Origin of the sequence: Niveispirillum cyanobacteriorum, from assembly GCF_002868735.1 — a bacterium.
Taxonomy (GTDB): domain Bacteria; phylum Pseudomonadota; class Alphaproteobacteria; order Azospirillales; family Azospirillaceae; genus Niveispirillum; species Niveispirillum cyanobacteriorum.
In genome coordinates this window covers 369,537-396,529 of the sequence record NZ_CP025611.1, presented here as the reverse complement: position 1 = coordinate 396,529, position 26,993 = coordinate 369,537, and the positions used below count along the sequence as shown (strand labels likewise).

Sequence of the window (26,993 nt, the reverse complement as noted above, 5' to 3'; positions counted from 1 at the left end):
GGACGGCAACCCGCCCGCCATACCGCCATCGGACAGGCTGGCATGCGGGACCGATCCTGGACAAAGCCGACGGCCCCATCCCGGGGTGATGCAGAATCGGCGCTGTCCCCACACCTGGGAAACGTGACGTCAAGGAAGTCAGCATGGCCGAGCCGCAAAGCCCCGAGATCAAGATCCCCGATCCGGTCGAAATGTCGCGCAACATGGCGCGCATCGCCGAACAGAGCCAGCGGCTGGTCTCCGATTTCCTGCAAAGGCAGAATGGCGGCGACGCATCCGCCTCCCAGGGGATGATGCATATTGGTGCGGCCTTCATGGAGATGACGGCCCGCCTGATGGCCGATCCGGCCAAGCTGATGCAGGCGCAGATGTCGCTATGGCAGGACTATATGTCTTTGTGGCAGCGCACGACCCAGCGCCTGCTGGGTCAGGAAGCCGCCCCCGTGGTGGCGCCGGCCAAGGAGGATAAGCGCTTCAAGGACAGCGCCTGGGATGAAAACGCCCTGTTCGACTATATCAAGCAATCCTACCTGCTGACGGCCCGCTGGCTGCAATCCACCGTGCATGAGGTGGAGGGGATGGATGACAAGACGGCCAAGAAGGTGGATTTCTATACGCGCCAGTTCGTGGATGCGATGGCGCCCAGCAATTTCGTCCTGACCAACCCGGAGGTGCTGCGCGCCACTATCGAATCCGGTGGCGAGAATCTGGTGAAGGGACTGGAGAACCTGCTGGGCGATCTGGAGCGCGGCAAGGGCCAGCTCGCCATCTCCATGACCGACTATAAGAAGTTCGAGGTGGGCAAGAATATCGCCGCCACGCCGGGTCAGGTGATTTACCAGAACGAGTTGATGCAGCTGATCCAGTACAATCCCACGACGGAGCAGCAGCATAAGCGCCCGCTGCTGATCGTGCCGCCGTGGATCAACAAATTCTATATCCTGGACCTGCGCCCGGCCAATTCACTGGTGAAATGGCTGTGCGATCAGGGGCATACGGTCTTCATCGTCTCCTGGGTCAACCCGGATGAACATCTGGCGACCAAGACCTGGGAAGATTACATGACCGCCGGCCCGCTGGCCGCCATCGACGCCATCGAACAGGCGACGGGGGAGCGGGAGATCAACATGGTCGGCTACTGCATCGGCGGGACGCTGACGGCCTCCACGTTGGCCTATATGGCGGAAAAGGGTGATGACCGGGTGAAGAGCGTGCTCTATCTCGTCACCCTGACCGATTTCACCGAACCCGGCGAACTGTCTGTCTTCATTGATGAAGAACAGTTGGCGGCACTGGAAGAAAAGATGAACAGCCAGGGCTACCTGAACGGGCAGTCTATGGCGACCACCTTCAACATGCTGCGCGCCAACGACCTGATCTGGTCGTTCGTGGTCAATAATTACCTGCTGGGCAAGGACCCGTTCCCGTTCGACCTTCTGTACTGGAACTCCGACGCCACCCGCATGCCCGCCGCCATGCACAGTTTCTACCTGCGCAACATGTATCAGCGGAACCTGCTGGTGAAGCCCTGTGCGCTGACCCTGAAGGGTGTGGAGATTGATCTGGGCAAGATCAAAACCCCGACCTTCATGCTGTCCACGCGCGAGGATCACATCACGCCCTGGAAGTCGACCTATGCCGCGACGCAGCTTTATGGCGGCCCGGTGAAGTTTGTGCTGGCGGCATCCGGCCATATTGCCGGGGTCGTCAACCCGCCGACAGCCAACAAGTACAGCCACTTCCTGAACAACAAGCTGCCCAAGGACCCCGAACAGTGGCTGGCCGGCGCCAAACAGGTGGAGGGCAGCTGGTGGCCCGAATATGCCAAGTGGGTGCAGAAATATGCCGGCCCCAAGGTCCCGGCACGGCAACCCGGCGATGGCAAGCTGAAACCGATTGAGCCGGCGCCCGGTTCCTATGTGAAGGTGCGGGTGGTGGAGTGATCCAGCGTCACGGCCGCCATTCAAACATGGTCAGCAATGTGCGCTGAATGACCGGCTTGAAGTTGTTGTCGGATACCAGATAGACCGCGACCCCGCCGCCCGGCAGGGGTCGCGTGTCGATCCCCTCATAATTCTCGGTCGCCATGGGCGGCTGTAAACGCGCGATCTCCTGGCCCTGCGCCACCGCACCGGTCTTCAAGGCACTGGAATCCACCCGCACGATGCGGCTGCCCCAGCCACCCAGCAGGCCCACCCGGCGTTCAAGCACCAGAATGCCACCATCGGGCAGGCGTGCCGCGTCCACCGGCAGGAAGGGCGGCAGCCCTTGATAGGTGAACTCCGCCCACGCCCCCGGACCGCCGATCCAGGCGCGGTGCCGCCCCTGCCCGTCCCCATCCTCGGCAATGGCCAGCAGGCGACCATCGGGCAGCGACAGCAACGTCTCGATCCCCGAATTGAACGGAAGCTGCGCAAACCCGTCCGGCACCGGCAGTTCCGCCGCCGCCGATCCGGCCAAGGCCGGGGGGTAGCGCAGGATGGAATGCCGCCGCTCCATCGACACGGCCCAGCCATCGCCCGGCCAATCGCCGATCAGGGCCAGACCCTCTGTATCGTTGAAGAAGCCCGGCAGTGCCTGCCCGTCCGCGCCCAGCAGCTGATCGATGCTGTAACTCCCTGCCGCGACCAACTCCCCCGCCGGCCCATAGGATAACCGCCCCGCAACGCGCTTACCCCGGTCGCTGATCGCCACGAACTGCGACCCGTCCGGGCTGACACGGAGCGAGGACAGGCCACCGAAATCCGGATTCGCATCGCGCAGATGCAGGGTCCCGCGCCAGATCAGCCCCCCCGCCCGCACCGGGGCGGCCACTTCCTCCAGCAACGCCACCGGCACGCTGGGCGGCCCGTCCTGACCGATGGCACAGCCGGCCAGCGTCAGCGCCAGGAACAGGGCGGCGGGCAGACGCAGAAGGGGACGCGGCATTCAACTACTCCGTTCAGGGGAAGCGGGGGTAAGGGGCTTATCTCCATCGGATGGGGGTATGCCATCCCCCCTTCCTATCGCGGATGCGAAACGTTTATCTTAGGTCCCGCCATGGCAACAGTATGACAATCACAGGCGGTTGGCGCGATGAGTGACAGTGAACTGACCCCGCAACCCGATCCTCACGCGGAAACGTCCCGCCTGGACCGGATAGAGGCCCGACTGGCCGCACTGGAAGACCGGATCGCCGGGGCCGGTGCCGCCCTGCCGCCGCCGCGCGACCCGGAACCCGCCGCCGCGGCCACTTCCACGGCCACCACCTCGGCCCCGCCCGGCACCCCGGCCTTTCTGGAGCCGCTGGCCGATTTCGTGCGCAACAACCCGGTGCTGTCGCTGATCGGCGCCATCGTCGTGCTTGTCGTGCTGTCCCACCTGTTCGGCTGAAAGGGGCTGACGACATGAGCAGCTATAGCTTTGAAACCACGATGAAGTTCAAGAATCGTGGCGACATGGAAAAGGCAGAGGACTGGATCAACGCCAATATCAAGGGCCTTTGGGCACTTGAATTCCTGGGCATGCAGGAAGAGATGAGCGTGGATACCGGCATGCGCAGCAATGTGTTGAAGGTCCTGTTCAAGTTCGGCCGCAAGGAGGATTTTGAACGGTTCCGCAACGAATATGTGCTGGGCAAGCCCTCCAGCGCGCCCAAGGCGGCGGGCAAAGCCCCGGAAAAGCCCAAGGGCTTCTTCGCGCGCCTGTTCAGCTAAGACAAAGTTGCTCAAAAAAACGCAGCCGGGCGTCCCACGACACCCGGCTGTTTGTTTTCCGATGTGGCTGACGATCCTCAACCGGAAATCTTCTTGCCATTGACCCGCACGCTGGCCAGCCCGGAAGAGCTGATGCGGCGGTCCTTGGCTTCCCCATCGAAATTGACGGAGCCGAGGCCGGACACCGACACGTCCAGCAGATCGACCTTGCCGTCATTAAGATCGACATCGCCGACGCCACTGACCCTCACGGAGACGGGGCCATTGACGCCGGCGACATCGACATTGCCGAACCCGGCGATCTTGATATCCGCGCCCTGTCGCACGGTGCCGATATCAATATCGCCCGCTCCGGCGATGTTCAGGTCCAGCTTGCCGGCAATATCGCCGGTACGGATGCCGGCGGCACCCGCCACATCGATGCGGGCCGCGCTCAACCGGCCGGTCTTCAGGTCAGCCGCCGCGCGGATATCGGCGGTCAGCGGGCCGTCCAGGTCCCCCACTTCCAGCTTGCCGACCATGTCATCGATGCGGATGGAGCCGCCCTTGGGGATCGTGATGGTGATGACCACGTCGCCATCATCCATTTTCCAGTCACGGCGCCCCTGCTTTTCGATGGGCTTGGTGCGGGCGACGACCACGCCGCCATCACCAGCCCGCGCCGACAGCATCGGGAATTCCTCCGGCTTGGCATCGATGGTGACAATCACGTCCTTGGCCGACGGATCGACATTCACCTTCACCTCGCCCACCACGTCGCGGATGGTCAGGTCCGATCCGTCGAACCGCATCGGACCCGAATTCTCGGCCTGGGCAAGCCCGGCCATGGCAACGAACGCGATACCAGCGAAAAGCACAGAAGCGGATTTACGCATGATCAAAGGCCCCCCACGGCCCAGGTTGCAGACAAACTTTCCCCGTTTCCCGCCACGCAGGGCGGCGGGATGGAACGACGTACAGAATTTGAGTGCGACCGATACCGAGCCGTGGTGAGTGGAACTCAGCATGGCTCGGTTGGCGCGTTGAGCGCCCGCGTGCCCATGCACGCGCAAGCCCGAGCCGCCGGATGGCGGCGCCCGGCGCTTGAGGGCGCCTTTAACTGCTCCGGCCCGTCACGCGGACATTGCCGGAACCGGACTGGTCAATGCTCTGATTGCGGGCAACACCGTCCAGCAGCAGCGAGCCGGAACCGTTGATCTCCACGGCCAGCGGATCGGCAACACCGGACTGAATGCGGATATCGCCGGAGCCGTTGATCTCGGCATTGATGGGGCCATTGGCATGGGCCAGCGAGATCTCGCCCGACCCGTTAATCTCCAGCGCCGTCTTGCCGCTGGTGCGACCCGTGATGACGGAGCCGCTGCCATTGATCTCCACTTCGACATCACGGTCGACATCGCCCAGCTTCACATCGCCCGACCCGTCGATGCCGATGCTGGCCGTGGACACCCGGCCCACGGTCAGCGTGCCGGAATTCATGCCGTCAACGGACAGGGCACCGCGCAGGTCGCCGACCGTCCCCTCCCCCGTAAAGCCGTCAATCTCCAGCTTGGTGCCGGCGGGAACGGTCAGGGTGACGGTGATCCAGTCATCCTTGTCGCGCCAGCGGCGGTCACGCGGGCTGTCCTTCTGATGGATGACCAGATCGTCGCCTTCCTTCTTCACCTCGACCAACTGTACCCAGCGGTCGGGGCCGGTGACACTGGCCGTCACCTTGGAGGCGCCGGCATCCACCTTCACCTCCAGCCGGCCCACGACATCCTGCACCGTCACCTCACGGGCGGCATAATCCTGCGGCCCGAACGCCAGCGCCGGCAGCGCCGTCAGGGTCAGGGCAGAGGCGAACAGGGCGGCTTTCAGCGACATGATGGTCAGGCTCCGATTTGATCGGTTGGTTCTGACCTGAGTACAGCAACACCCGTGCCAACCCGGAAAAGGGCGGGAATGCGTGGGGGAAGGGGTCGCACGATATCAGATATGACGACGAAGTGGCGAAAATCACCATCCGTAGCGCGGATTAGGCGAAGCATAATCCGCGCTACACCTCACCCAATCGCCCCTTTGAACCAACCCACCAGTTCCCCAAGCTTCACAGCTTCCTGCGTGCCGGCCACCATGTCCTTCACCAGGACCTCGCCCTTGGCCTTCTCGTCGCTGCCCATGATTACCGCGTAACGGATGCCGGCCTTATCGGCATATTTGAACTGCTTGGCCGGCTTGTCGGGCGACAGATAGATCTCGGTATTCACCCCGCCCTGGCGCAGGGCGGCACCGATGGCGAGATAATCGTTCAACAGGCTGGGATCGAACTGTGTGACCAGGGCCTGCACGGAACTGTCGCCATCCTTAACGATCCCGGCCTGCTCCAGCGCATAGAACAGGCGCGTCAAGCCGATGGAGATGCCCACGCCCGGCAGCTTCGACTTGGTATAAAGCCCGGCCAGATTCTCATACCGCCCGCCGGAGCAGACGGAACCCAGCGACCGGTGATCGGTCAGGAACGTCTCATAGACGGTGCCCGTGTAGTAATCCAGACCACGGGCAATGGCCAGATTGATACGCCAATGCGTCTCCGGCACGCCGAAGGCGATCAGGGCCGCCACCACCTGACGCAGTTCCTCCACGCCTTCCTTGAACAGGTCATTGTCCAGACCCAGGCGGTCGAGATGAGCCAGCGTGTCCGCCGACGACCCGCTGAACCCGATCATGTCCAGTACGCTGGCCGCCTGTTCACCTGACAGGGCAATGCCGTCCGCCGTCAGCAGGTTCAGAACATCCTCGCGCGACAGCTTGTCCAGCTTGTCCACTTGCCGCAGCACCAGAATGCGGATGCCGGGGTCGGTCACCCCCAGCGCCTCGAACATGCCCAGCAGGATCTTGCGATTGTTGAAGTTGATCTGGAACGGCCCGACATTCAGCTCCGTGAACACGGAATAGATGACAGCGGGCATCTCGGCATCATAGGCGACAGGCAAACTGTCCTTGCCAATCACGTCGATATCGCACTGATAGAATTCGCGGTACCGGCCCTTCTGCGCCCGCTCGCCGCGATAGACGCGCTGCATCTGATAGCGGCGGAAGGGAAAGGCCAGCTCGCGCTCATACTGCGCGACATAGCGGGCGGTGGGCACCGTCAGATCAAAGCGCATGGCCAGATCGGGCTTGTGACCCTGTTCGATGGCGCCCGTCGACTGCACGAAATAGACCTGCTTTTCCGTCTCCCCACCCGACTTGGACAGAAGCACGTCCGCCACCTCGAATACCGGCGTCTCCAGCGGGATGAAGCCGAACCGTTCGTAATTGCGGCGGATCGTGTCCAGCATGCGCTGGAAGGTGACCTGACGGCGCGGCAGCAATTCCATGGTGCCGGCGGGGGTGCGGGGGGTGATCAGGGCCATATCGGTCGGTTCCGGACGGGATTTCAACAATCTGCCCAGCCTTTTACCGGTCTACCGCACCGCCCGCCAGCCTCATCGGCGGCAGGGGCGCCATGCCCGAACATCCTCAAGCACAGGCGCTGGCCGGCACCTGTACCAGCCAGCGCAGGGCCGAGGCGTCGTCCTTGAAGGCGCGATGCTTGGCACCGGGATAGAAGCTGGCCAGGATGGTCAGAAAGCGCGGATAATTGTCGGGCAGCAGATAGGCACAACGTACTGAATTCTGTGCGTTGGTCGACCAGGGCGCATGCCGGCGCAGGTCACGGATCATGCCCCAATCGATGGATCCCGTGAACCGGCGGATATCCACCAGCACACGGTTGTCTGGACGCAGCAGCGCATCCTCCACCGCCAGTCCCATGGCCATCTCGATATCCCCCGGCGGCACATCACCCACCAAAAGGAAACAGAGAAACCCCTCGCTCAAGGCGACGGAGATATAGCCTGATCGGTGACCGACTGAAAACATGCCAGGGCAATCTGCTAACCGGAAAAGCGGCGCGCACTATGACTTTCACCACCCAGTACGTCAATGACCACGTGAATAAATTATACGATTATTCCTGAAACTCGCTTCGGTTTTCCGGCAAGTCTGATTTTAAGCGGCCAGATTCCGTGGCAGGGGCGCTTCCTCCCGCAACCAGGCGCGGGCAGCCCCCTCATCGCGAAAGGCATTGTGATGGGCGCGGGGGTAATGACACGCCGTGACGGCCATCAGGGCTAGGCCCTCTTCCCGCAGCAGATAAGCCAGCTTTGTGCCCGACCCATGCACCCAGGGGGCATACCGGCCCATGCGGCGAACAACGCCCCAGTCAACGACACCGACAAATCGGCGCAGATCAATCAGAACGGACCGGCAGCCACGGTAGATGCCCAACTCATGCCCGATCTCAATGGCCAGATCGACATCTACTGGCATCACCTCGCCCGTGACAAGCAGGGTGATGACATCATTCTGTCGCGAGACAGTAATAAATCCTGCACGAAAGCCGACAGAAAACATCACCACAGTCCCGCGCTATCCAGAAGCGTCGGGAAGATTGCTCAGATCGGCCATTTTGTCAAAGTTAGCGGTAATATAATGGGCGCAATGCTGCCGTGAGACATCAGGGAACGCTGATTAATGGCACTGTCCAACCGACCCTTCGCCGCACAGACGACCATCGGCCCATCGCGCACCGGCCAGATCCGCATTGCGCAGGTCGGCCCCGTCCAGTCTGGCTCCCGTCAGGTCGGCCCCCTTCATGATGGCGCCCACCAGCTTGGCATTGCGCAGATCGGCATTCTTCAGGCTGGCCCCGGACAACTCGGCGCGGGTCAGGTCCGCTTCGATCAGGCGGGCACCATCCATTACCACCCGGTCCAGGCGGGCCGACAGGAACTTGGCGCGATAGGCATCGGCACCGGTCAGGGTCGCCCCCGACAGGTCGCTGCGCTGGAACGTCGCCTCGCGCAACATGGCCTGGGACAGCGATACGGATTTCAGATCACGCCCATCCATGTAGCAGCGGCGCCAGTTGACACCATCGGCGGCGGCGTCGGTGCAGGCGGCCATGGCCCCACCGGCGCCAACCGCCAGGACGATCAGCAGGCCAATCAGATGTTTCAGGTTGATGGCGGCGGGTACAGGCGGCGTATTGGTCTTATCCATGCCATGAAAATAAGCAGCGCCCCCGGCCTGCGCAACCGGCGCCCCCTAAAATGGTGTATTTTCTGTCAACGGATGGCGGTACCGGCATTTGCGCGGATTGCAACGCCGCCGCGACTGTCGCAAAGTCACAGACAGGAAACGTCTTTTGCGGGATAGTGCGGAAATATGGCCGTGCAGCGTTATTTGGGCCATTCCGGTATGATGCGCTGGTTCTGGGCGCCTCTTGTCGCGACATTGATCCTTTCATCCCTGTGGGTCGGCCTGTCCGCCGCCCTGACACAACGCCCACTGGCCGTGGATGGCGTGCTGGATTTGCGCGGCTGGGACTTCCGCCATGACGGGCAGATTTTCCTGGAAGGCGACTGGCAGTTCTGGCGCGACCGGCTGGTGACCCCGGCGGAGATCACGGACGGCTCCGCCCCGCCGCCGGCCCTGCTGGACGTTCCCGGCCGCTGGACCAGCCAGAAGGTGAATGGCGTCCCGCTGAATGCCGAAGGGATCGGCACCTATCATCTGCGCGTGCTGCTGCCCAAGGATGCGCCGCCGCTGGCCATGCGCCATAATCAGCGCTTCGTGGCCTGGAACGTGCTGGTCAATGGCGAACGCTCCATCTATGCCGGCAATGTCGGCACCGATGCCGACAGCACCGACAGCGCCGGGCAGAAGGCCATCTCCGCCGTCGGCCCCATCGACGGGGTGCTGGATATTACCGTGCAGGTGGCGGCCTTCGGCGGCTATGGCGGCATTCCGCGCGCCCTGCTGCTGGGTGATGCCGACAGCATGTATGGCGACTGGCAGCAGGAACTGGCCTTCCGCACGGCCTTCCTGTCGGTCTGCCTGTCCATCGGCCTGCTGTACCTGATCCTTTATGTCCTGCGCCCGCGCGACCGGGAATGTCTGGTCTTTGCCGTCATGTCGGTGGCCATCGCCCTGGTACAGCTGACCTCCAACACGCCGCTGGGCAGCGAGGTACTCTATTCCCTGCCGGGGCAGTTGCTGGGTTTCCTCAACAACGTAATGTTCCCCTTCGTCTGGCTCTCCTGTCTGGCCAGTGCGGCCCTGCTGTTTCCGGGTTCCTTGCGCAAGGGTCTGGCCTGGCCGTCCTTCCTGTTCATCCTGGCGGTGCCGGTGGCCAGCCTGTGGACCCTGCAATTTCCCTGGCTGCTGACCTGGACGGCCACCATCGGCCTGATCCTGGCCCTGATGACCCTGATCGCGGCTACGGGCACGGCCGCCAAGCAGCGGCAACCGCTGGCCCTGCCCATGGCCATCGCCTGGACGGTGCTGGGCGTGTCCAATCTGGCCCTGGTGCATCGCGTCGGCTTCACCGGCATTATGGAGGCCGGATACTGCTTCATGCTGTTCTTGCAGGCGGCCCTGTTGATCGACCGGCTGCGCTTCATGCTGGATCAGGCTAAGCAGTCCAACGCCCGTCTGGCCGCCCTGAACGGCGCGCTGGAGGATCAGGTTGCCGACCGGACGAAGCATCTGTCGGAAACCGTCGACCGGCTGCAACTGGCGCAGGACCGGCTGGTGCAGTCGGAGAAACTGGCCAGCCTGGGCCGGCTGGTGGCTGGTGTTGCACATGAAGTGAACACCCCCGTCGGTACCGCACTGACCACCGCCACCCATCTGGCACAGCAGGTTGAGGCGGCGGAAGAGGCGATGGCCGCCGGCACCATGACGCGCCGGCAGTTGGCCGATTTCCTGACAGAGGTGAAGGAAGCGGCGAACCTGCTGACCACCACCGTCGAACGCACCGCCGCCGTCGTGCAAAGCTTCAAGCAGATCGCCACCGAACGCTCCGACGAAACCCGCCGCCGCCTGGACCTGCACGATCTGCTGATGGAACTGCGCCCCGCGATGGAGGTGCGGACCGATGCGCCGCATGTGCGCTTCGTGATGGAAAGCAAGCCGGGTCTGGTGCTGGAAACCAATGGCGGCGCTCTGACCCAGGTGCTGGGACAGCTTCTGTCCAACTGCATGGACCATGCCTTCCCCGGCGCACGCCCCGGCATGATCCGCGTGGCGGCCAGTCTGACGCAGGATGGATCCGTCGATCTGGTGGTGGAGGATGATGGCATCGGCATCGATCCCGATATCCGCCCCCGCCTGTTTGAGCCGTTCACCACCACGGGCCGCGCCGACGGGCGCACGGGTCTGGGCCTGCATATGGTCTATACGCTGGTGGCCGGGCCCCTGGGTGGCACCGTATCGGTGACCGACCGCCCGGATGGCGGCACCCTGGTGCAGGTTCGCCTGCCCGCCACCCCGCGGACGGAGGCGGAGACCGCCTCCCCGCCCCCAACCCCCAATGTGGGCGCTGCCGGCATGTCAGCCATCATCACATAAAGATATCTTTATGTTTGCATGGGTGATGTCCCGGCGGTAGAACCGGTGACAGGGGTGCTGCGCCTGCGCCCGCCGGTTTGGGTGTTGCATGATGGAGGGTATGATGACCAGGGCTGAACGGCTGTCCCGGCTGCGCGACATTGCGCGCCAGCGTATCCTGGTGATCGACGGCGCCATGGGCACCATGATCCAGCGGCATAATCTGCAAGAAGAGGATTATCGCGGCACGCGCTTTGCCGACTGGGCCCACGACGTGAAGGGAAATAACGACCTTCTGTCGGTGACCCAGCCGAAGATCATCTATGACATCCATGCCCAGTATCTGGATGCCGGCGCCGACATCATCGAAACCAACACCTTCAATTCCACCAGCATCAGCCTTGCCGATTACGGCATGGAAAAGCTGGCCTATGAGCTGAACTTTGAAGGCGCCAAGCTGGCCCGCCAGGCCGCCGACGTGGCAGAGGCCGCCGACCCGACCCAGCCGCGCTATGTCGCGGGCGCCCTTGGCCCCACCAACCGCACCGCCAGCATCAGCCCCGTCGTCACCGACCCCGGCTTCCGCAATGTCGATTTTGATGAATTGCGGCTGGCCTACAAGGAACAGACGGCGGGCCTGATCGATGGTGGTTGCGACCTGCTGATGGTGGAAACCATCTTCGACACGCTGAACGCCAAGGCTGCTCTCTTCGCGATTGAGGAGGTGCTGGAGGAAAAGGGCCTGCATCTGCCCGTCCTGATCTCCGGCACCATCACCGACCGGTCGGGCCGCACCCTGTCGGGCCAGACGACGGAGGCGTTCTGGAACAGCCTGCGCCATGTAAAGCCCTTCTCCGTGGGCCTGAACTGTGCCCTGGGGGCCGATCTGATGCGCCCCTATATCCAGGAATTGTCGCGCATCGCCGATGTCTTCGTCTCCGCCTACCCCAATGCCGGCCTGCCGAACGAGTTTGGGCAGTATGACGAGAAGCCCGAACACATGGCCAGCGACCTGCAAGGCTGGGCCAAGGACGGCTTGGTCAATATCGTTGGCGGCTGCTGCGGCTCCACGCCCGACCATATCCGCGCCATCGCCCAGTCGGTAAAGGGCCTGCCGCCGCGTGAACCCGCCAGCCCTGAACGCTCCATGCGCCTGTCCGGGCTGGAACCCTTCACCATGCCCGCGTTCTGACCTATACCTCCCCCTGCCCTTCCCTTTCAGCGACAGAGCCAAATCATGACCGCCCCCCGCACCGCCAGCTTCATCAATATCGGCGAGCGCACGAACGTCACCGGCTCGGCCAAGTTCAAGAAGCTGGTGCTGGAGGGCAATTACGAGGCGGCCCTTGACGTCGCGCGCGAGCAGGTGACCAACGGCGCGCAGGTCATCGACGTCAACATGGACGAGGCGATGCTGGACAGCGAGGCGGCGATGGTCCGTTTCCTGCGCCTGATCGCCTCGGAGCCCGACATCGCGCGGGTGCCGGTGATGATCGACAGCTCCAAATGGAGCGTGATTGAGGCGGGCCTGAAAAATGTCCAGGGCAAGCCGATCGTCAATTCCATCTCGCTGAAGGAAGGCGAGGAGCTGTTCGTCGCTCAGGCCAAGAAAATCCGCCGTTACGGTGCCGCCGTCGTCGTCATGGCCTTTGACGAGAAGGGCCAGGCCGACACCCGTGCGCGCAAGCTGGAGATTTGCAAGCGCTCCTACGATGTGCTGGTGAACAAGGTTGGGTTCCCGCCCGAAGACATCATCTTCGACCCCAACATCTTCGCCGTCGCCACCGGCATCGAGGAACATAACAACTACGCCGTGGACTTTATCGAGGCGACGCGCGACATCCGCCGCGAATGCCCCGGCGCCCATATTTCCGGCGGCCTGTCCAACGTCTCGTTCAGCTTCCGCGGCAACAATACCGTCCGCGCGGCCATGCATTCCGTGTTCCTCTACCACGCCATCCCGGCGGGCATGGATATGGGCATCGTCAATGCCGGCGAACTGCCCGTCTATGACGACATCCCGGAGGAACTGCGCGAACGGGTGGAGGATGTGATCCTCAACCGCCGCGAGGACGCCACCGACCGCCTGCTGGAAGTGGCCGACAAGTACAAGGGGGGCGAGAAGAAAAAGGCCGCCGACCTGTCCTGGCGCAGCCTGCCGGTCAAGGAACGTCTGGCCCACGCCCTGGTCCATGGCATCGACGAATATATCGACACCGATGTGGAGGAGGCGCGGCTAGCCGCCGAACGCCCCCTGCACGTCATCGAAGGCCCGCTGATGGATGGCATGAACGTCGTCGGTGACCTGTTTGGTGCCGGCAAGATGTTCCTGCCGCAGGTGGTGAAATCCGCCCGCGTCATGAAAAAGGCCGTGGCCTGGCTGCTGCCCTATATCGAGGCGGAAAAGGACGGTGCCAAGTCTGAACCGGCGGGCCGCGTCCTGATGGCGACCGTCAAGGGCGACGTGCATGATATCGGCAAGAACATCGTGGGCGTGGTGCTTCAGTGCAATAATTTTGAGGTGGTGGACCTGGGCGTCATGGTCCCCTGCGCCAAGATCCTGGACGAGGCCAAGGCCCATAAGTGTAACGTCATCGGCCTGTCCGGCCTGATCACCCCGTCATTGGACGAGATGGTCTATGTCGCGCGGGAGATGCAGCGCACCGGCATGACAATGCCCCTGCTGATCGGCGGGGCCACCACGTCCAAGGTCCATACCGCCGTCAAGATCGACCCCAACTATGACGGCCCCGTGGTGCATGTGCTGGATGCCAGCCGTGCCGTCGGCGTGGCGCAAAGCCTGCTGAACCCCACCAACGGCCCCGCCTATACCGCCCGCATCAAGGCCGATTACGCCCAGATGCGCGAGGCACACGCCGCCAGCCAACTGACCCGCAGCCGCCTGCCCTTCGGCCAGGCCCAGGCGAATGCCCTGAAACTGGACTGGACCAGCTACAGCGCCCCGCAGCCGCTGAAGCCCGGCGTCACCGTGTTCGACGATTACGATCTGGCCGAACTGGTGGCCCGCATCGACTGGAAGCCCTTCTTCCAGGCCTGGGAACTGCACGGCAATTTCCCCGCCATCCTGGAGGATGCGAAGGTCGGCGAAAGTGCGCGCGCGCTCTGGGCCGATGCCCAGGCCATGCTGCAGCGGATCGTCGGCGAAAAATGGCTGCGCGCCAACGCCGTGGTGGCGCTGTGGCCCGCCAACAGCATCGGCGACGATATCGAGCTGTACACCGACAACACCCGCAAGACCGTGCTGGACCGCCTGCATATGCTGCGACAGCAGATGGCCCGCGATCCGGGGCGGGAGCGGGCGAACCTGTCCCTGGCCGACTACATCGCGCCGAAATCCAGCGGTATTGCCGACTGGATCGGCGGTTTCGCCTGCACGGCCGGCATCGGCCTGGACGAACGCGCCAAGGAATTTGAGGCCGCGCACGATGATTACAGCGCCATCCTGCTAAAGGCCCTGGGCGACCGTCTGGCCGAGGCCTTTGCCGAACGGCTGCATGAACGGGTGCGCACCGAACTGTGGGGTTACGCCGCCGGTGAGACCCTGACCAATGAGCAATTGATCGCCGAGGAATATCGCGGCATCCGCCCCGCCCCCGGCTACCCCGCCTGCCCCGACCATACGGAGAAGGCCACCCTCTTCCGCCTGCTGGACGCCACCAACATCGCCGGCATCACGCTCACCGAAAGCTTCGCCATGCTGCCCACGGCGGCGGTCAGCGGCTGGTACTTCGCCCACCCCGACGCCAAATATTTCGGCGTCGCCAAAATCGAACGCGACCAGGTCGCCGACTACGCCACCCGCAAGGGCATGACCCTGCCCGACATGGAACGCTGGCTGGCCCCCAACCTGAACTACGATCCGGATGCGGCGGACCGGGCGGCGGTGACGGCGGCGTGAAGGATGAACGCTGCACCCGCACCCGTAGCGCGGATTAGCAAAGCGTAATCCGCGGAACAACGCTGGGAAGCAGGTTCCCGCGGATTACGGCTACCGCCTAATCCGCGCTACGCCCCCCGCGCATACCCATCCAACCGCCACCCCACCCCCAACCGTCTTCCCCGCCCACAACCGTCATCCCCGCGGAAGCGGGGACCCAGCGTAAGGCGCGATCAGCGCCGATATGACTCGGTACGCCGTCCCACCGCCGGCCCCAGCCCCCAATCAGTGCCCATCCGGCCAAAACCTCGCATCCATGATCTGCTCAAACGACCACGGGCATACCGCCGGAAAAGTCGTTTCCGTCAGGCCCGTTTCATCGGCGGCCTGGATCACGGCAGTACCGTAAGCCTGTTCAATCGCCTCCCCCACCTTGGCTTTCAGGCTGGGGTTATCTTTCAGGTGAACGACAAGGTCCCGCCGCTGCACCTTGATCGTCGCCTCCCAGGAATTTCCCCGCCGCACCGGTTGAAACTGCCATATCAGCTGATGCAGGATCAGGACCGTCAGAAGCCTGGTCAGCTCACGCTTCTCCGTCCTGCCCATGCTCTCGATTTCCTCGGCAATATTCTCGATGTCCGCCGCCGACAGCTTACCCGCCCGCAGCAGGGCTGCCTGCTCATTGGCCCAGGCATAGAAATCCCTCTCATAGAGCGTCCCGCTCATGCCGCACCTCAACCCATCGAAACTGTGAAGATCATAGGGTCAAGGCAAAACCCTGTCCAGCAAGCCCCCCTCTGGTTGCAACCTCCAGGACATGCAGGAAACCCTGACGATCTCGTCGAACTGATCGGCAACGAAGCGGAAATCCTTGCACGTGCAGCAATGCCCTAATCAATGGCACGAAACATCTCCACCCCACGCTCCAACCGTTCTTCCCCTTCCGCTTCGTTTGCCCATAACCGTGATCCCAGGGAAAGCCGGCCCCAGAGTCACAAGCCCGATGCCGAAGCTACATGTCCACCTTACCCGCATGTATTCCGGCCTCATTGCACGCACAAGTAAACTTCTTTGCTTCCGCTACAAAGTACGGAATCTGACCCGCTTATGCGTACTACGACTAAATGGTTCCATCCCACGACCAGTCTCCAACCTAGCTGTTGCTGCAGTAGTAAGGGAATAGTGATAGGAGCACGGACGCACTCAATCTATCGGATTCATCTAGTTCCATAAAACTCTTTTTGACAAAACCATTTGATCAATGATACCCTGATTTTCAAGATTTGTGGATTAAATTCACAAACTAATGCAATGCTATCATTCTAATTTATCTGAATGGAGAAGAAATTGCCAATAAACGAAAGCATAGAGCCCGATGGACAGAAGAAAATTTCAAAAATAATTAAGCCTTTGGTCTCAAATATTGGTGCGTTTAGATTTTTTATTTCATTGATTGCAAGTTTTTTTAGCGTTTCTGTAGTTTTAATTTGCTACTCTATAAAGAAAGATATTCCATATTTTGAGATGATGGAAGGATTTGGACTTGGAGTGCCTGTAATATCTATGGTGTGTTATTTTTATATTCTTGCGTTAATAATTTATATTTTGCTTCCTGGTATGGTATGGATTCTCGATCCCATAAGGGATTCTTTATCCGCTTTGGAGTTAAGCACTTCATTTAAAAGTCGAACAAAGTTTTCAAAATGGTGCGTTAGCTTTTCTATTGGAATTTTAACTTTCTTGCACTTTTTTATATATCAGCCTGCTGGGTTGATGAATGATGAGGGCTTGGCATCCACTCTAGAGTATTCTAGTATTGTATTAGGGGCAATTATTTTGATTTCTTTAGTTTTCTCAATAATTAGTTATATATACAGTTTTCTTGCTATAAATAAGAAATATAATTTTGCTGACAAAAAGTTTCCCAGCAAATTGGAAGATATCGCGTATATTGTTTTCTGCAATTTTTTATCCTTTGGATTTATGGTAATATTTACTTTGGTATTTTTAGCTATACTAAAGGCAGCAGAGTCTGAACCCCAAGTTGTCATATTTAGTAAAAATTTAATAAGCCATGCAATTGCAATTGCAATTGCGGTTGTTCCAACTTTAATGTTTGTCGCATTCTCTAATATTATTCACAGTAAAAATGTCAATAGTGTTGCAATGCCAGTTGTAGCTTTTGCAGCTTTATTCCTTTTCATTTGGCCAGGAGCTTTTAAGTTCATGGATGTGGCACTAAAGGCGTTGCGATTAGGTGGTGAATTACCTGCCGTTTTGTATGTAAAAAAGGAAAAAGCTTGCCTATTTGATAGCGAACTAATCGATAAGCTACCATGCGAAGATGACAAGAATGTAGACGAGTACATTAAACTTAAAACGCAAAAAATTATACTAATAACAAAAGAAAATTACTTTGTAAAATATAAGAAAAATCCTCAAGAGGTTTCTATAAATACAATAATATCTATCCCAAAAGAGGATGTTGGCGGAATGGAGTATGATGTACAGCAATGAAAATAATGAATGATTTGCGAGAATCGATCAGTTTTACGTTATCGCCCCGCCGTCTCCTTGTGATAGTGATGAACAGACACAATCACCTAATAGCCACACGCTCTCGCTGATTGATCATCCGGTCGGCTCTAGGTGGGTTTTAGCTATCTCCATTGACTGCTTCGGGATGCTGCCTCGGGAGGCTGTGAGATTGCGCAGAAGGTGCGGTTGGGAAAATATCCTGAGATGGCCCCTCATGCTTCAGATTCGACCGGCTACTGGCCGCCACGGCACAGAAACACGACCTGCCCATCATATCCACCGACATCGTTTTTGACGGCGTGGTTCAACGGGTGTGGTAGCACGCTGCCAACCCCACTCAAAACACCCCAACCGCCTCCCGCAGAACCCGCTCCCGCATCTCCGACTTCATCGCCGCCGCCTCGGCCACATCGACGGGTCGGCCCAGCAGGCGGGAGAGGTCATTCTGGATGCGGACAATGCCCAACAGTGACACGGGCGTGGCGGGGTCGATGTCCAGCAGCACATCCACGTCGCTGTCGGCCCGCGCCTCCAGCCGGGCCAGCGACCCGAACAAAGACAGATGGCGCACGCCCAGCGCCCGCAACGCCGGCTGATGCCGACGCAGGCGGTTCAGGACCTCATCACGGTCCATCGGGTGGGTGTTGGCGTCCATACACCATCATAGGCGGCAAGCGGCGGAAAAGGTCAAGCCAGCCCTGCCGCCCGCCCTAACTCTGTCCGCCCCACCCCATTCATGATAGGCTTATGATCCTATCAACCACCCCGGCACCGCCCCCATGCCCGCCGCCGCACCCCCACCCCATCCCACCGCAGTGCGGCGTCCAACCCCGGCGATCCCTGCCCCCACGCCCCGTGAAACATCCCCTCGCACGATGTTGCACTGCGTTGCGCAGGAACCACCGCACCCCACGGGTGAGACACAAAATCCCTGTTTCACAAGGTTGCACAGGCCCCACCGCGCCCACCGCGCCCTGTGCAACACCGGCCTTCATCGTGTTTCACAATGTTGCGCAGGCCCCCGCCCACTGCCCCCGCAACCCCGGCTTTCCGCCCTTTCCAGTCCAATCCCCTGTGCAACAGGCCTCACACCAATGTTTCACAGCGTTGCGCAAGCCACCCCACCCGCCGCCCGTGCAACGCCCCCTGAAAAACTGTTCCACAATGTTGCACAGACCCGCCCGGCCCCCGCCTCCACCGAATTCCCACGCCTCCCCCGCATTAGCCATGGCCGCAGTGCAGCATGGGGCGTAGCATGGTTCTCGCGTCCCTGGTCGGGTCGGGCGTGGTTATCGGGGTCCGCCGCTGCGGGAACGGTCATCAAGACAGCAGGGGGAGTTTTTCCGCTTGTCCGGCAGACATTTCCGACCACAGGGGGCGGCATGCCGCGCATTCATCTGGGTTGCCAGTTGACCTATGATTTCCCGCACGAAACGGCCATGATCGTCATGCTGAACGTGCATTATTCGCGCGTGGCGCAGTTGGAACGGCCCGATCACCTGATCACCCAACCGGCGGTGCCCATCACCTCTTACCGTGACAGTTTCGGCAATTGGTGTTCGCGCCTGCTGGCTCCGGCGGGGCGGCTGGTGCTGGGTACCGACAGTGTGATCCGCGATGACGGTCTGCCCGATCCTATCGAATATTCCGCCATGCAGCATGCGGTGCAGGACCTGCCCGCCGACACGCTGCTCTATCTGCTGCCCAGCCGCTATTGTGAGACGGATAACCTGTCGGCAGAGGCCTGGCGGCTGTTTGCAGGTGCCCCAATGGGCTGGGGCCGGGTGCAGGCCATCTGTGATTTCGTGCATGCCCATATCCGCTTCGGCTATGAACATTCCCGCCCCACCCGCACCGCGTCGGAGGCCTATGCCGAACGGCGCGGGGTGTGCCGGGATTATGCGCATCTGGCCGTCGCCTTCTGCCGCGCCATGAATATCCCCGCGCGCTACTGCACCGGCTATATCAGCGATATCGGACAGCCTCCTCCCTATGGGGAGATGGATTTTGCCGCCTGGATGGAGGTGTATCTGGGCGGGCGCTGGCATGTGTTCGATCCGCGCAATAATCAACGGCGCATCGGCCGTATCCTGATCGCCACGGGCCGCGACGCCGCCGACGTGCCCCTGACCCACACGTTCGGGGCCAATACCCTGGCCGGGTTCAAAGTCTGGACAGAGCCTGTCCCATGATGTCACCGCTCCGCCGTCGACAGCTTCACGGCCAGCCCGACAAAGACCAGCCCCGCCACGCGGTTCAGCAGCACCTGCCCCCGGTCGGATGCGCGCAGCCAGCGGCTGATCCCGCCGGCGGCAAAGGCGATGGTGGAAAAGGCGGCGAGCGCCGACAGGATGAACAGGCCGCCCAGCGCGAACATCTGCGCCGTCACGCTGCCCCGTGCCGGATCGGTGAATTGCGGCAGGAAGGCCAGAAAGAAGATGGCGACCTTGGGATTGGTGATGTTCATCAGGATGCCGCGCCGATACAGCCGGCCCCATTCCCCCGGTGCGTCTGCCGAACCCGTCCCCAACGCTTCCGGCCTGGCCCGGAACGCGCCCCAGGCCAGATACAGCAGATAAAGCGCCCCCACGATCTTCAGCCCTGTGAATGCCAGCATAGAGGTCTGGAAAATCACCGCCACGCCCAACGCCACCGCCGCCGTATGCACGATCAACCCGGTACACAGGCCCAGCGTCACCACCACGCCCTTGCCCGGCCCCTTCAGCGCCGATTGCGTCAGGACGAACAGATTGTCGGGACCGGGCGCAAAGGCCAGCAGCAGGGCCGCCGTGACAAAGGTGATCATCGTGTCGAACGGCAGGATCGTGAACAGGGTCGGCATGGGCTCGGGACCTCTGGCAAGGGGTGCTGCCCCCTTGATAACAGCTCCTCCCACCGCCGCACAGGGCGGTTGATCGGTTGCTGTCGGGTCGCTAGTTTCCTTGTCAACAAGGAGGATGCGATGCAGGCCGATACGACCCCGACCGGGCTACAGGATCACCTGGGTTACTGGCTGCGGCTGGTGTCCAACCATGTCTCCGCCGCCTTTGCCCGCCGGCTGGATGGACAGGGCGTGACGGTGGCCGAATGGGTGATGCTGCGGGAGATGTTTGGTGCCGATCCCCTGCCCCCGTCGCGGCTGGCCGACCGCATGGGCATGACGCGCGGGGCCATATCGAAGCTGGCCGACAGGCTGCTGGACAAGGGGTTGCTGGCCCGCACCGCCGACCCCGATGATGGCCGCGCCCACACGCTTTCCCTGACCGATACCGGCAACGCCCTGGTCCCCACCCTGGCCCGGCTGGCCGATCAGAATGAGGCGGAGTTCTTTGCCGTCCTGACGGCGGAGGAGAAAGAAGCGGTGGAGGCCGCCCTGCGCCGCGTCGTGGCCCATCGCGGCCTGACCGGGGTGCCCGTCACCTGATGCCAGCCCGGCTATTGGCATGACCGAATTGGCCAGGACATTAACCAATGCGGTTGGCGCGGACCCGCTGGTTGCGCTATCATCCCCACCCCATCGACCAGAAGCCCCCGCCATGAATCCGCAAAACGACGGCCGCAAGCTTTACCAGAAAGTCGTCGCCGCCATCTCCACCGCCATCCAGTCCGGCACCTACAAGCCCGGTCAGCGCCTGCCGCCGGAGCGTGACCTGGCGGAGGAGTTTGAGGTCAGCCGCCCCACGGTGCGTGAGGCGATGATCGCGCTGGACATTATGGGTCTAGTGGAGGCACGGCACGGGTCGGGCATCTATGTCACCAACCGCCGGCCAGAGGGCGCGGTTGCCGCCGCCGCCCAGGACCTGGATATCGGCGCGTTTGAGCTGACGGAGGCGCGCCGCCTGTTCGAGGGGGAGGCCGCTGCCCTGGCCGCCACGACCATCACGGATGAAGAGCTGGCGGAGCTGGATGTGATCCTGGCCGACATGGCGGAGGAGAACGTCAAGAACGTGTCGGGGGAGAAAGCCGACCGCCGCTTCCATGTCGCCATCGCGAAAAGTACCCGCAACAGCGCCATCACCCTGGTCGTCGAAACGCTGTGGGATGTGCGCGACAAGTCACCTTTGTGCCGGACCATGCTGGAGCGGTCGCGGGAGGTGGGGGTGCGCCCCCTGATTGATGATCACCGCGACATTGTGGAGGCGCTGCGTACCCGCGACCCGCGCAAGGCCCGCGCCGCCATGCATCACCATCTGGGCACGGTGATCGAAAACCTGCTGACCGCGACCGAGCTGGAGGCGTTGCAGCGCGCCCAGATGGAGGTCGCGGCCAAGCGCAATGAATTCGCCCGCCGCGCCGCTATCTGAAGGCACGGAATTACGCCACCGCGTCCTGCAGGGCCTGTTGCTGCTCCGCCGTCATGCCCGACACCTGGGCCGAGGTGAAGGCGGAGATCTGGGTCGTGGACATGGAATGGATCTGATAGGTGGACAGAGACGCGATCTGACCGCTGGTCAGCCCCGCCACCTGTGCTGCCGTCAGGCCGGTGATCTGCAAGGCACTCAACTGCCCCACCTGGGCGGGGGTCAGGCTGCCGGTTTGGGTGGTGGACATGGCGGCGATCTGGCCCGGCGTCAGCTGTGCGAACTGGGCGGTCGTCAGGGACTGAAGCTGCGTTCCCGACAGGTTGGCGATCTGGGCATTGGTGATCCCACCGATCTGACCTGGCGACAGGGCGGCAATCTGCTGGTTCGTCATGCCGCGCAGTTGCACCCGCAGCAGGCCCGACAATTGGCTGGAGGTCAGTCCGCCCACCGCGCTGGTGGTCATCGACTGCACCTGCTCCACCGACAGGGCCTGAAGCTGGGCATTGCTCATGCCCGCCACCTGGGTGGAAGACAGCACGGAGATATGACCGTTGCTAAGCCCCGCCAGCGCAGTTGGCGCCAGCGCCCCCAGCTGGTCCGCCGACAGGGCGGAGATCTGGGTGGTCAGCATCGAGCCCAGCTGTGTGGAGGTCATGCGGCTGAGGAAGGTGGTCGCCAGACCCGACAGCTGCGTGCTGGACAGCTGGTCGAACTGCAGGCCCGTGATGGAAGCCTGCTGCGTGGCGCTCATCTCGTTCAGACGGCTGGCCGTCAGTTGGCCAAGCTGCGTCGGTGACAGGGCGGCAATCTGGGTCGGGGTCACAGCGCCGAACTGCGTGCTGGTTAGGGCGTTCAGCTGCGATCCCGACAGCACACCCACCTGCTGCGTGCTGAGTGCCGCGACAAAGCCGGCGGACAGGCCCTTGATCTGGTTCGTGTCCAGGACCGCAACCTTGTCATTGGTCAGGTAGGCCGCCTGCGTCGCCGTCAGGCCGCTCAACTGCGTGGAGGTCAGGGAGGCGATCTCCGTCGTGGTGAAGGCTTGGATCTGGGCCTGGGTCAAGGCGCCAATCTGGCTCGCCGTCATGGAGGACAGGCGACCGCTGGCGATGGCATGGAACTTGGTGGCATCCAGCGCCGCTGTCTGATCCGCCGTCAGGGCCGCCACCTGCTGCGTGCTCAACGCCGCGATCTGGGTGGTGGACAGGGCGTTCAGCAGGCCCGACGACATGCCACTGATCACCGACGGCTGAATGGCGGCGATCTGGGTATTGGACAGCCGGCTGATCTGGTCGATGGACAGGGCGTTCACCTGGGCAGCGGTCATGCCACCCACCTGGGTGGCGCTCAGCATGATCAGCCGTTCATTATCCATGCCGGACAACTGCGTGGCCGGAATGGCCTTGATATGGGCGGCCGACAGGGCGCCGATCTGTGCGGAGGTCATGTTGTTGAGCTGCGGGTGACGCAGGCCGGCGGCGGCGGCAGTGCTGATCCCCCCGATCTGGGCCGGCGACATCACATGGAACTGGAACTCAGAAAAGCTGCCGATATGGGCGCTGCTCAGGGCCGCGAACTGTCCGACGCTCATCGCCTGGATCTGGTCGGCACGCAGCATCGGCATGGTGACCGGGTCGATGGCGGCGAACTGCGCCGGCGACAGGGCCTTGACCTGATCTTCCGTCAGGGCGTCCACCTGTTCGCTGCCGAAACCGGCCATCTGCGCCGTCGTCAGTACGCCGATCTGTGACGGGGTCAAGCCCTGCAACCGGTCGGCGGACAGGGACCCGATCTGCCCGGAGGTCAAGCCGGCAATGGCCGCTGTCGGAAGCAATCCGATCTGATCGGGGCTGAACCCCGACAATTGATCCGGGCTGAGGGAGGCCAGCTGTGCCGACGTGAAGCCGCCCAGCTGCGTGGCCGTCAGGCCGCTCAGCTGCTCGCGCGACAGGGCATCCATCTGGTCCGGCGACAGGCCGGCAATCTGTGGCGCCGTCATGCCGCTCAGCAATTCCGGGTTCAGGTTGCGCAACTGGTCCGCCGTCATGCCACCAAGGGCGCTGGGCGACAGTTCAGCAAATTTTGCCACGGTCAGCTGATTGATATGGCCAGCATTCAGAACGGCCACTTGATCCGCCTTCAACCCGCGCAGCTGCGCCACGCTGAGGCTGCCGAACTGTTCCGCGCCCAGAGCCGAGATGCGGTTCAGGCTTAACCCGCCAATCTGGGCGGCGGTCAGGTTGCTCAGCTGATCGGCGGAAATGCCGGCAAAGCGGCTGTCGGTGAAGGCGTTCAGCTGCTCCACCGTCAGGCCCGAAATCTGCGCCGGGGTCAGGCCGCCGAACTGTTCATCGGACAGTGTGGACAGGAACAGGCCGTTCATCCCCGCCACCTGGCCTGTGGACATGGCCGCGATCTGTTCCGGGCGCAGGGCCTTGATCTGCAATTCGCCCAGGCTGTTCAGCTGCCCGACCGTCAGGGCCTTCACCTGATTGGTCGACAGGTCGGCGATCTGAGTCGGGGTGAGGCGACCGATACGTTCCTCGGAAAGGCCGGCCAGCTGCGTCCCGGTCAGGCCCGCCATCTGTTCCGGCGTCAAGGCCGCCAGCTGCTCACCATTGATGGCGTTCAGCTGCGTCGCCGACAGTTCGGCCAGTTGCGCCGGGGTCAGGCCCGCGGCCTGATCGTTGGTCAGCAGCGATATCTGATCGGTCGTCAGGCCCTTCACCTGGGCTACCGACATCTGGCTGATCTGTTCGGGCGTCAGGGCCGTGATCTCTTCGGCCTGAAGAACGGCGATCTGGGCCGATGACAGGCTTTTGATTTGGGCCGCCGATAGGCTGGCGATCTGGTCACCGGTCAGGGCGGATATCTGGGTGGTGGTCAGGCTGCTGATGCCGGTCGTGGTCATGCCGGCCAGCTGCGTTGTCGTCAGGCTGCCGATCTGATCGGCGGTCATACCCTTCACCTGGGTGGCGGACAGGGTGGCGATCTGTGTGACCGACAGCGACGCCACCTGATCCGCCGACAGGGCCGCAAGGGCCGCCGGCGACAGGGCCTTGACCTGATCATTGGTGAAATTGGCGATATGGTCGGCAGTCAGGCCCGCCACCTGCCCGTCATTCAGGGCGGCCATCTGCGTCGTGGTCAGGCCCGCCAGTTGTTCCGCCGTCAGGGCGGAAATCTGCGCATTGGTCAGACCGGACAGGGCCGTTGCGGTCAGGCTGGCGACCTGCGTGCGGGTGAGGGCCGACAGCTGGGTGCTGTTCATGGCCATGACCTGGGAACCTGACAGGCCCCGCACCTGCGCCGCACTCAGTTCCGACAGGGTGGTCGTGCCCAGCGTCGCCACCTGCTCGGGTGTCAGCGCGCCAACCTGCGTGGCCGTGAAGTTGCGCAGCTGCGTGGAGGTCAAACCCGCCAGCTGCGTATCGGTCAGCGATCCCATCTGCGTGGTGGTCAGGGAGGCCAGCTGCGCCGCCGTCAGGGCATTCAGCTGCGTGGTGGAAAGATCGACCAGTCGGTCTTGCGACAGGCCACGGACCTGAGTGGGGCTGAAGGCCGCGACCTGCCGCGCCGTCAGGGCGCCGATCTGTTCGCTGCCCAGGGCATTCAGCTGGGTCGTGGTGAGGGCACGCAGCTGTTCGGGCGTCAGGGCCGTGACCTGCGCATCCCCCAGGCCGGACACCTGCTCGGGTGTCAGCGCGCCGATCTGGCCGGCGGACAGACCCGCGATCTGTGTCGTGGTGATACCGGCCAGCTGGCCTTCCGCCAGGGACTTGATCTGGGTGGTGGTCAGGGCTGCGATCTGCGCCTTGCCCATGCCGGCAAACTGATCATCAGTCAGGTTGGACAGCTGATCGGCGGTGAAGGCGCGGATCTGGTTGGCCGTCAGGCCCGCCATCTGCGTCGTGCTCATGGCCGACAGCTTGGCGCCTGTCAGGGTGGCGATCTTTGCCGCCGACAGGGAGGCAAGTTGTGCCGGGGTCAGGGCGCCGATCTGGTCGGCATTCAGACCCGCGAACTGTGCCGTGGACAGCGACGCCATCTGCGTAGCGTTGAAGCCGGCGATCTGATCAGTCGACAGGGTCGACAGCTGTTCCGGCGACAACCACTTCACCTGGGAAGCCGTCATGGCCGTCAGTTGCGACGGGGAGAAGGAGACCAACTGCGCATCCGTCATGGCGGCGAACTGTGCCTGGTTGATGCCCTTCATCTGCGCGCTGCTGAACTCTGCCACCTGCTCGCCCGACAGGGCGGCGAACTGCGTGGTGGTCAGCGACGAAATCTGAGTTGCGGTCAGACCCTTCAACTGGCTGCTCAACAGGCCGGACACCGAGTCAGTCGACAGGCCTTTCAGCTGGGTCGCGGTCAGGCTGCCGATCTGCGAGGCCGTGAAGCCCGTCCATTGTGCGCTATCCAGCGCGTTCAGCTGCTCCGGCCAAAGGCTTTTCACTTGATTAGCGGTCAGGGCCGTCACCTGCGCGGTGGTCAGCCGGCCCATCGTATCGCTGTTCAGCAGGCGCAGCTGCGCCGTCGTCAGGCTTTTCAGCTTCGTTGTGGAAACGGCGTTCAGCTGCGGTTCGGACAGGCTGTTCAGCTGGTCACCGGTCATGGCGGCCAGCTGCGCACCGGAAAAGGCGCCGATCTGATCCGTGCTGAACGCGTCCAGCTGGTCGGTGCGGAATGCCTTGATCTGCGGGGCGGTGAAGGCGGCGATCTGGGACACGGACAGGGCGGCAATTTTTTCCGGGGTCAGAAGCGACACTTCCCGTGGTGTCAGCCCCCGTATCTGCGCCACATTCATGGCCGCGATATCCTCGGCCTCGAACGCGTTGAACTGATCGTCATTCATGGCGGCCAGCTGTGCGGCGGTAAAACCGATCTGGCTGCTGTTCAGGGCGCCGATCTGTTCGGCGGAAAACCCGCTGATCTGCTTGACCGACACGGCTGCGATCTGCGTCTTCGTCAATTGGCCGATATCGCTCAGCGAGAAGGAACGGATCTGATCAGCGGTGAGGGCCGCCATCTTCTTCGTCGTCAGTTCGCTGATCGGGCCAATGGAATTGATCGCAACCATATTCTGGTTCTTTCATTCATTCGGATTTCCAACTGGGAACCACCATTGCAAGGGGCGGG

At 62.2% G+C, this 26,993-nt stretch carries 21 protein-coding genes; 10 read left to right on the top strand and 11 right to left on the bottom strand.

Annotated elements, in window-relative coordinates:
- Positions 1-143: 143 nt before the first annotated feature.
- A complete protein-coding gene (locus tag C0V82_RS01710) occupies positions 144-1,943 on the top strand; it encodes a PHA/PHB synthase family protein (RefSeq protein ID WP_102110855.1) in 1,800 nt (599 codons plus the stop codon).
- Positions 1,944-1,950: 7 nt separating this feature from the next.
- Here the strand turns inward: C0V82_RS01710 and C0V82_RS01705 are convergent, their stop codons facing one another.
- Positions 1,951-2,928 carry an esterase-like activity of phytase family protein gene (locus tag C0V82_RS01705; protein WP_102110854.1) on the bottom strand — a complete coding sequence of 326 codons (978 nt, stop codon included), beginning with the start codon at positions 2,926-2,928 and terminating at the stop codon, positions 1,951-1,953.
- A gap of 147 nt (positions 2,929-3,075) precedes the next feature.
- Here C0V82_RS01705 and C0V82_RS01700 point away from each other — a divergent pair, with 147 nt between their 5' ends.
- Both C0V82_RS01700 and C0V82_RS01695 read left to right on the top strand, forming a co-directional pair.
- Positions 3,076-3,372, top strand: coding sequence for a hypothetical protein (locus C0V82_RS01700; protein ID WP_102110853.1), 297 nt, complete (start codon positions 3,076-3,078; stop codon positions 3,370-3,372).
- A 14-nt stretch (positions 3,373-3,386) separates the two neighbouring features.
- Positions 3,387-3,695: a hypothetical protein gene (locus tag C0V82_RS01695; protein WP_102110852.1), complete on the top strand. Its 309-nt coding sequence runs from the start codon at positions 3,387-3,389 to the stop codon at positions 3,693-3,695.
- A 77-nt stretch (positions 3,696-3,772) separates the two neighbouring features.
- Here the strand turns inward: C0V82_RS01695 and C0V82_RS01690 are convergent, their stop codons facing one another.
- The 6 genes from C0V82_RS01690 to C0V82_RS01665 form a co-directional block, all read right to left on the bottom strand.
- On the bottom strand, positions 3,773-4,570 hold the full coding sequence (locus tag C0V82_RS01690; RefSeq protein WP_158659662.1) for a GIN domain-containing protein: 798 nt from the start codon (positions 4,568-4,570) through the stop codon (positions 3,773-3,775).
- Positions 4,571-4,790: 220 nt separating this feature from the next.
- Entirely contained in the window at positions 4,791-5,561 is a 771-nt protein-coding gene (locus C0V82_RS01685) for a GIN domain-containing protein (RefSeq protein WP_102110850.1), read from the bottom strand.
- 179 nt (positions 5,562-5,740) lie between these two features.
- The gene (gene hisS, locus C0V82_RS01680) at positions 5,741-7,093 is read right to left on the bottom strand and encodes a histidine--tRNA ligase (RefSeq protein ID WP_102110849.1); all 1,353 of its coding nucleotides are present in this window, start codon (positions 7,091-7,093) and stop codon (positions 5,741-5,743) included.
- A gap of 106 nt (positions 7,094-7,199) precedes the next feature.
- Positions 7,200-7,499 (bottom strand): hypothetical protein, encoded by a 300-nt coding sequence (locus tag C0V82_RS01675; protein ID WP_158659661.1) that lies wholly within the window; start codon positions 7,497-7,499, stop codon positions 7,200-7,202.
- Between the two features lie 231 nt (positions 7,500-7,730).
- A complete protein-coding gene (locus C0V82_RS01670) occupies positions 7,731-8,135 on the bottom strand; it encodes a hypothetical protein (protein WP_102110847.1) in 405 nt (134 codons plus the stop codon).
- Positions 8,136-8,252: 117 nt separating this feature from the next.
- Positions 8,253-8,783, bottom strand: coding sequence for a pentapeptide repeat-containing protein (locus C0V82_RS01665; RefSeq protein ID WP_102110846.1), 531 nt, complete (start codon positions 8,781-8,783; stop codon positions 8,253-8,255).
- A 171-nt stretch (positions 8,784-8,954) separates the two neighbouring features.
- On the opposite strand from C0V82_RS01665, the gene C0V82_RS01660 reads away from it, so the two are divergent.
- The 3 genes from C0V82_RS01660 (at position 8,955) to metH (ending at position 15,033) form a co-directional block, all read left to right on the top strand.
- Positions 8,955-11,135 (top strand): sensor histidine kinase, encoded by a 2,181-nt coding sequence (locus C0V82_RS01660; RefSeq protein ID WP_158659659.1) that lies wholly within the window; start codon positions 8,955-8,957, stop codon positions 11,133-11,135.
- Between the two features lie 100 nt (positions 11,136-11,235).
- Positions 11,236-12,306, top strand: coding sequence for a homocysteine S-methyltransferase family protein (locus C0V82_RS01655; RefSeq protein ID WP_188595095.1), 1,071 nt, complete (start codon positions 11,236-11,238; stop codon positions 12,304-12,306).
- Between the two features lie 45 nt (positions 12,307-12,351).
- A complete protein-coding gene (gene metH, locus C0V82_RS01650; RefSeq protein WP_102110844.1) occupies positions 12,352-15,033 on the top strand; it encodes a methionine synthase in 2,682 nt (893 codons plus the stop codon).
- Between the two features lie 264 nt (positions 15,034-15,297).
- Here metH and C0V82_RS01645 read toward each other — a convergent pair whose 3' ends face one another.
- Complete coding sequence (locus C0V82_RS01645) at positions 15,298-15,738, bottom strand: DUF29 domain-containing protein (protein ID WP_102110843.1); 441 nt, start codon at positions 15,736-15,738, stop codon at positions 15,298-15,300.
- 609 nt (positions 15,739-16,347) lie between these two features.
- Between C0V82_RS01645 and C0V82_RS26665 the strand changes: the two genes are divergently transcribed.
- Entirely contained in the window at positions 16,348-17,529 is a 1,182-nt protein-coding gene (locus C0V82_RS26665; RefSeq protein ID WP_158659658.1) for a hypothetical protein, read from the top strand.
- A 358-nt stretch (positions 17,530-17,887) separates the two neighbouring features.
- Here C0V82_RS26665 and C0V82_RS01640 read toward each other — a convergent pair whose 3' ends face one another.
- A complete protein-coding gene (locus C0V82_RS01640) occupies positions 17,888-18,205 on the bottom strand; it encodes a nucleotidyltransferase family protein (RefSeq protein ID WP_102110842.1) in 318 nt (105 codons plus the stop codon).
- Between the two features lie 727 nt (positions 18,206-18,932).
- On the opposite strand from C0V82_RS01640, the gene C0V82_RS01635 reads away from it, so the two are divergent.
- On the top strand, positions 18,933-19,742 hold the full coding sequence (locus C0V82_RS01635; RefSeq protein WP_102110841.1) for a transglutaminase-like domain-containing protein: 810 nt from the start codon (positions 18,933-18,935) through the stop codon (positions 19,740-19,742).
- A gap of 2 nt (positions 19,743-19,744) precedes the next feature.
- Here the strand turns inward: C0V82_RS01635 and C0V82_RS01630 are convergent, their stop codons facing one another.
- Complete coding sequence (locus C0V82_RS01630) at positions 19,745-20,392, bottom strand: LysE family translocator (protein WP_199772450.1); 648 nt, start codon at positions 20,390-20,392, stop codon at positions 19,745-19,747.
- Between the two features lie 120 nt (positions 20,393-20,512).
- On the opposite strand from C0V82_RS01630, the gene C0V82_RS01625 reads away from it, so the two are divergent.
- Both C0V82_RS01625 and C0V82_RS01620 read left to right on the top strand, forming a co-directional pair.
- Positions 20,513-20,974: a MarR family winged helix-turn-helix transcriptional regulator gene (locus tag C0V82_RS01625; protein ID WP_102110840.1), complete on the top strand. Its 462-nt coding sequence runs from the start codon at positions 20,513-20,515 to the stop codon at positions 20,972-20,974.
- A 112-nt stretch (positions 20,975-21,086) separates the two neighbouring features.
- Positions 21,087-21,854 (top strand): FadR/GntR family transcriptional regulator, encoded by a 768-nt coding sequence (locus C0V82_RS01620; protein ID WP_102110839.1) that lies wholly within the window; start codon positions 21,087-21,089, stop codon positions 21,852-21,854.
- A 10-nt stretch (positions 21,855-21,864) separates the two neighbouring features.
- Here the strand turns inward: C0V82_RS01620 and C0V82_RS01615 are convergent, their stop codons facing one another.
- Positions 21,865-26,934, bottom strand: coding sequence for a beta strand repeat-containing protein (locus C0V82_RS01615; protein WP_102110838.1), 5,070 nt, complete (start codon positions 26,932-26,934; stop codon positions 21,865-21,867).
- Positions 26,935-26,993 lie beyond the last annotated feature (59 nt).

What these genes read in the sequence shown, in the direction of transcription:
- C0V82_RS01710 (WP_102110855.1), top strand. Translation starts at nt 144, where the DNA reads ATGGCCGAGCCGCAAAGCCCCGAGATCAAGATCCCCGATCCGGTCGAA.
- C0V82_RS01705 (WP_102110854.1), bottom strand. Translation starts at nt 2,928, where the DNA reads ATGCCGCGTCCCCTTCTGCGTCTGCCCGCCGCCCTGTTCCTGGCGCTG.
- C0V82_RS01700 (WP_102110853.1), top strand. Translation starts at nt 3,076, where the DNA reads ATGAGTGACAGTGAACTGACCCCGCAACCCGATCCTCACGCGGAAACG.
- C0V82_RS01695 (WP_102110852.1), top strand. Translation starts at nt 3,387, where the DNA reads ATGAGCAGCTATAGCTTTGAAACCACGATGAAGTTCAAGAATCGTGGC.
- C0V82_RS01690 (WP_158659662.1), bottom strand. Translation starts at nt 4,570, where the DNA reads ATGCGTAAATCCGCTTCTGTGCTTTTCGCTGGTATCGCGTTCGTTGCC.
- C0V82_RS01685 (WP_102110850.1), bottom strand. Translation starts at nt 5,561, where the DNA reads ATGTCGCTGAAAGCCGCCCTGTTCGCCTCTGCCCTGACCCTGACGGCG.
- hisS (WP_102110849.1), bottom strand. Translation starts at nt 7,093, where the DNA reads ATGGCCCTGATCACCCCCCGCACCCCCGCCGGCACCATGGAATTGCTG.
- C0V82_RS01675 (WP_158659661.1), bottom strand. Translation starts at nt 7,499, where the DNA reads ATGGCCATGGGACTGGCGGTGGAGGATGCGCTGCTGCGTCCAGACAAC.
- C0V82_RS01670 (WP_102110847.1), bottom strand. Translation starts at nt 8,135, where the DNA reads ATGTTTTCTGTCGGCTTTCGTGCAGGATTTATTACTGTCTCGCGACAG.
- C0V82_RS01665 (WP_102110846.1), bottom strand. Translation starts at nt 8,783, where the DNA reads ATGGATAAGACCAATACGCCGCCTGTACCCGCCGCCATCAACCTGAAA.
- C0V82_RS01655 (WP_188595095.1), top strand. Translation starts at nt 11,236, where the DNA reads ATGATGACCAGGGCTGAACGGCTGTCCCGGCTGCGCGACATTGCGCGC.
- metH (WP_102110844.1), top strand. Translation starts at nt 12,352, where the DNA reads ATGACCGCCCCCCGCACCGCCAGCTTCATCAATATCGGCGAGCGCACG.
- C0V82_RS01645 (WP_102110843.1), bottom strand. Translation starts at nt 15,738, where the DNA reads ATGAGCGGGACGCTCTATGAGAGGGATTTCTATGCCTGGGCCAATGAG.
- C0V82_RS26665 (WP_158659658.1), top strand. Translation starts at nt 16,348, where the DNA reads ATGGAGAAGAAATTGCCAATAAACGAAAGCATAGAGCCCGATGGACAG.
- C0V82_RS01640 (WP_102110842.1), bottom strand. Translation starts at nt 18,205, where the DNA reads ATGGACGCCAACACCCACCCGATGGACCGTGATGAGGTCCTGAACCGC.
- C0V82_RS01635 (WP_102110841.1), top strand. Translation starts at nt 18,933, where the DNA reads ATGCCGCGCATTCATCTGGGTTGCCAGTTGACCTATGATTTCCCGCAC.
- C0V82_RS01630 (WP_199772450.1), bottom strand. Translation starts at nt 20,392, where the DNA reads ATGCCGACCCTGTTCACGATCCTGCCGTTCGACACGATGATCACCTTT.
- C0V82_RS01625 (WP_102110840.1), top strand. Translation starts at nt 20,513, where the DNA reads ATGCAGGCCGATACGACCCCGACCGGGCTACAGGATCACCTGGGTTAC.
- C0V82_RS01620 (WP_102110839.1), top strand. Translation starts at nt 21,087, where the DNA reads ATGAATCCGCAAAACGACGGCCGCAAGCTTTACCAGAAAGTCGTCGCC.
- C0V82_RS01615 (WP_102110838.1), bottom strand. Translation starts at nt 26,934, where the DNA reads ATGGTTGCGATCAATTCCATTGGCCCGATCAGCGAACTGACGACGAAG.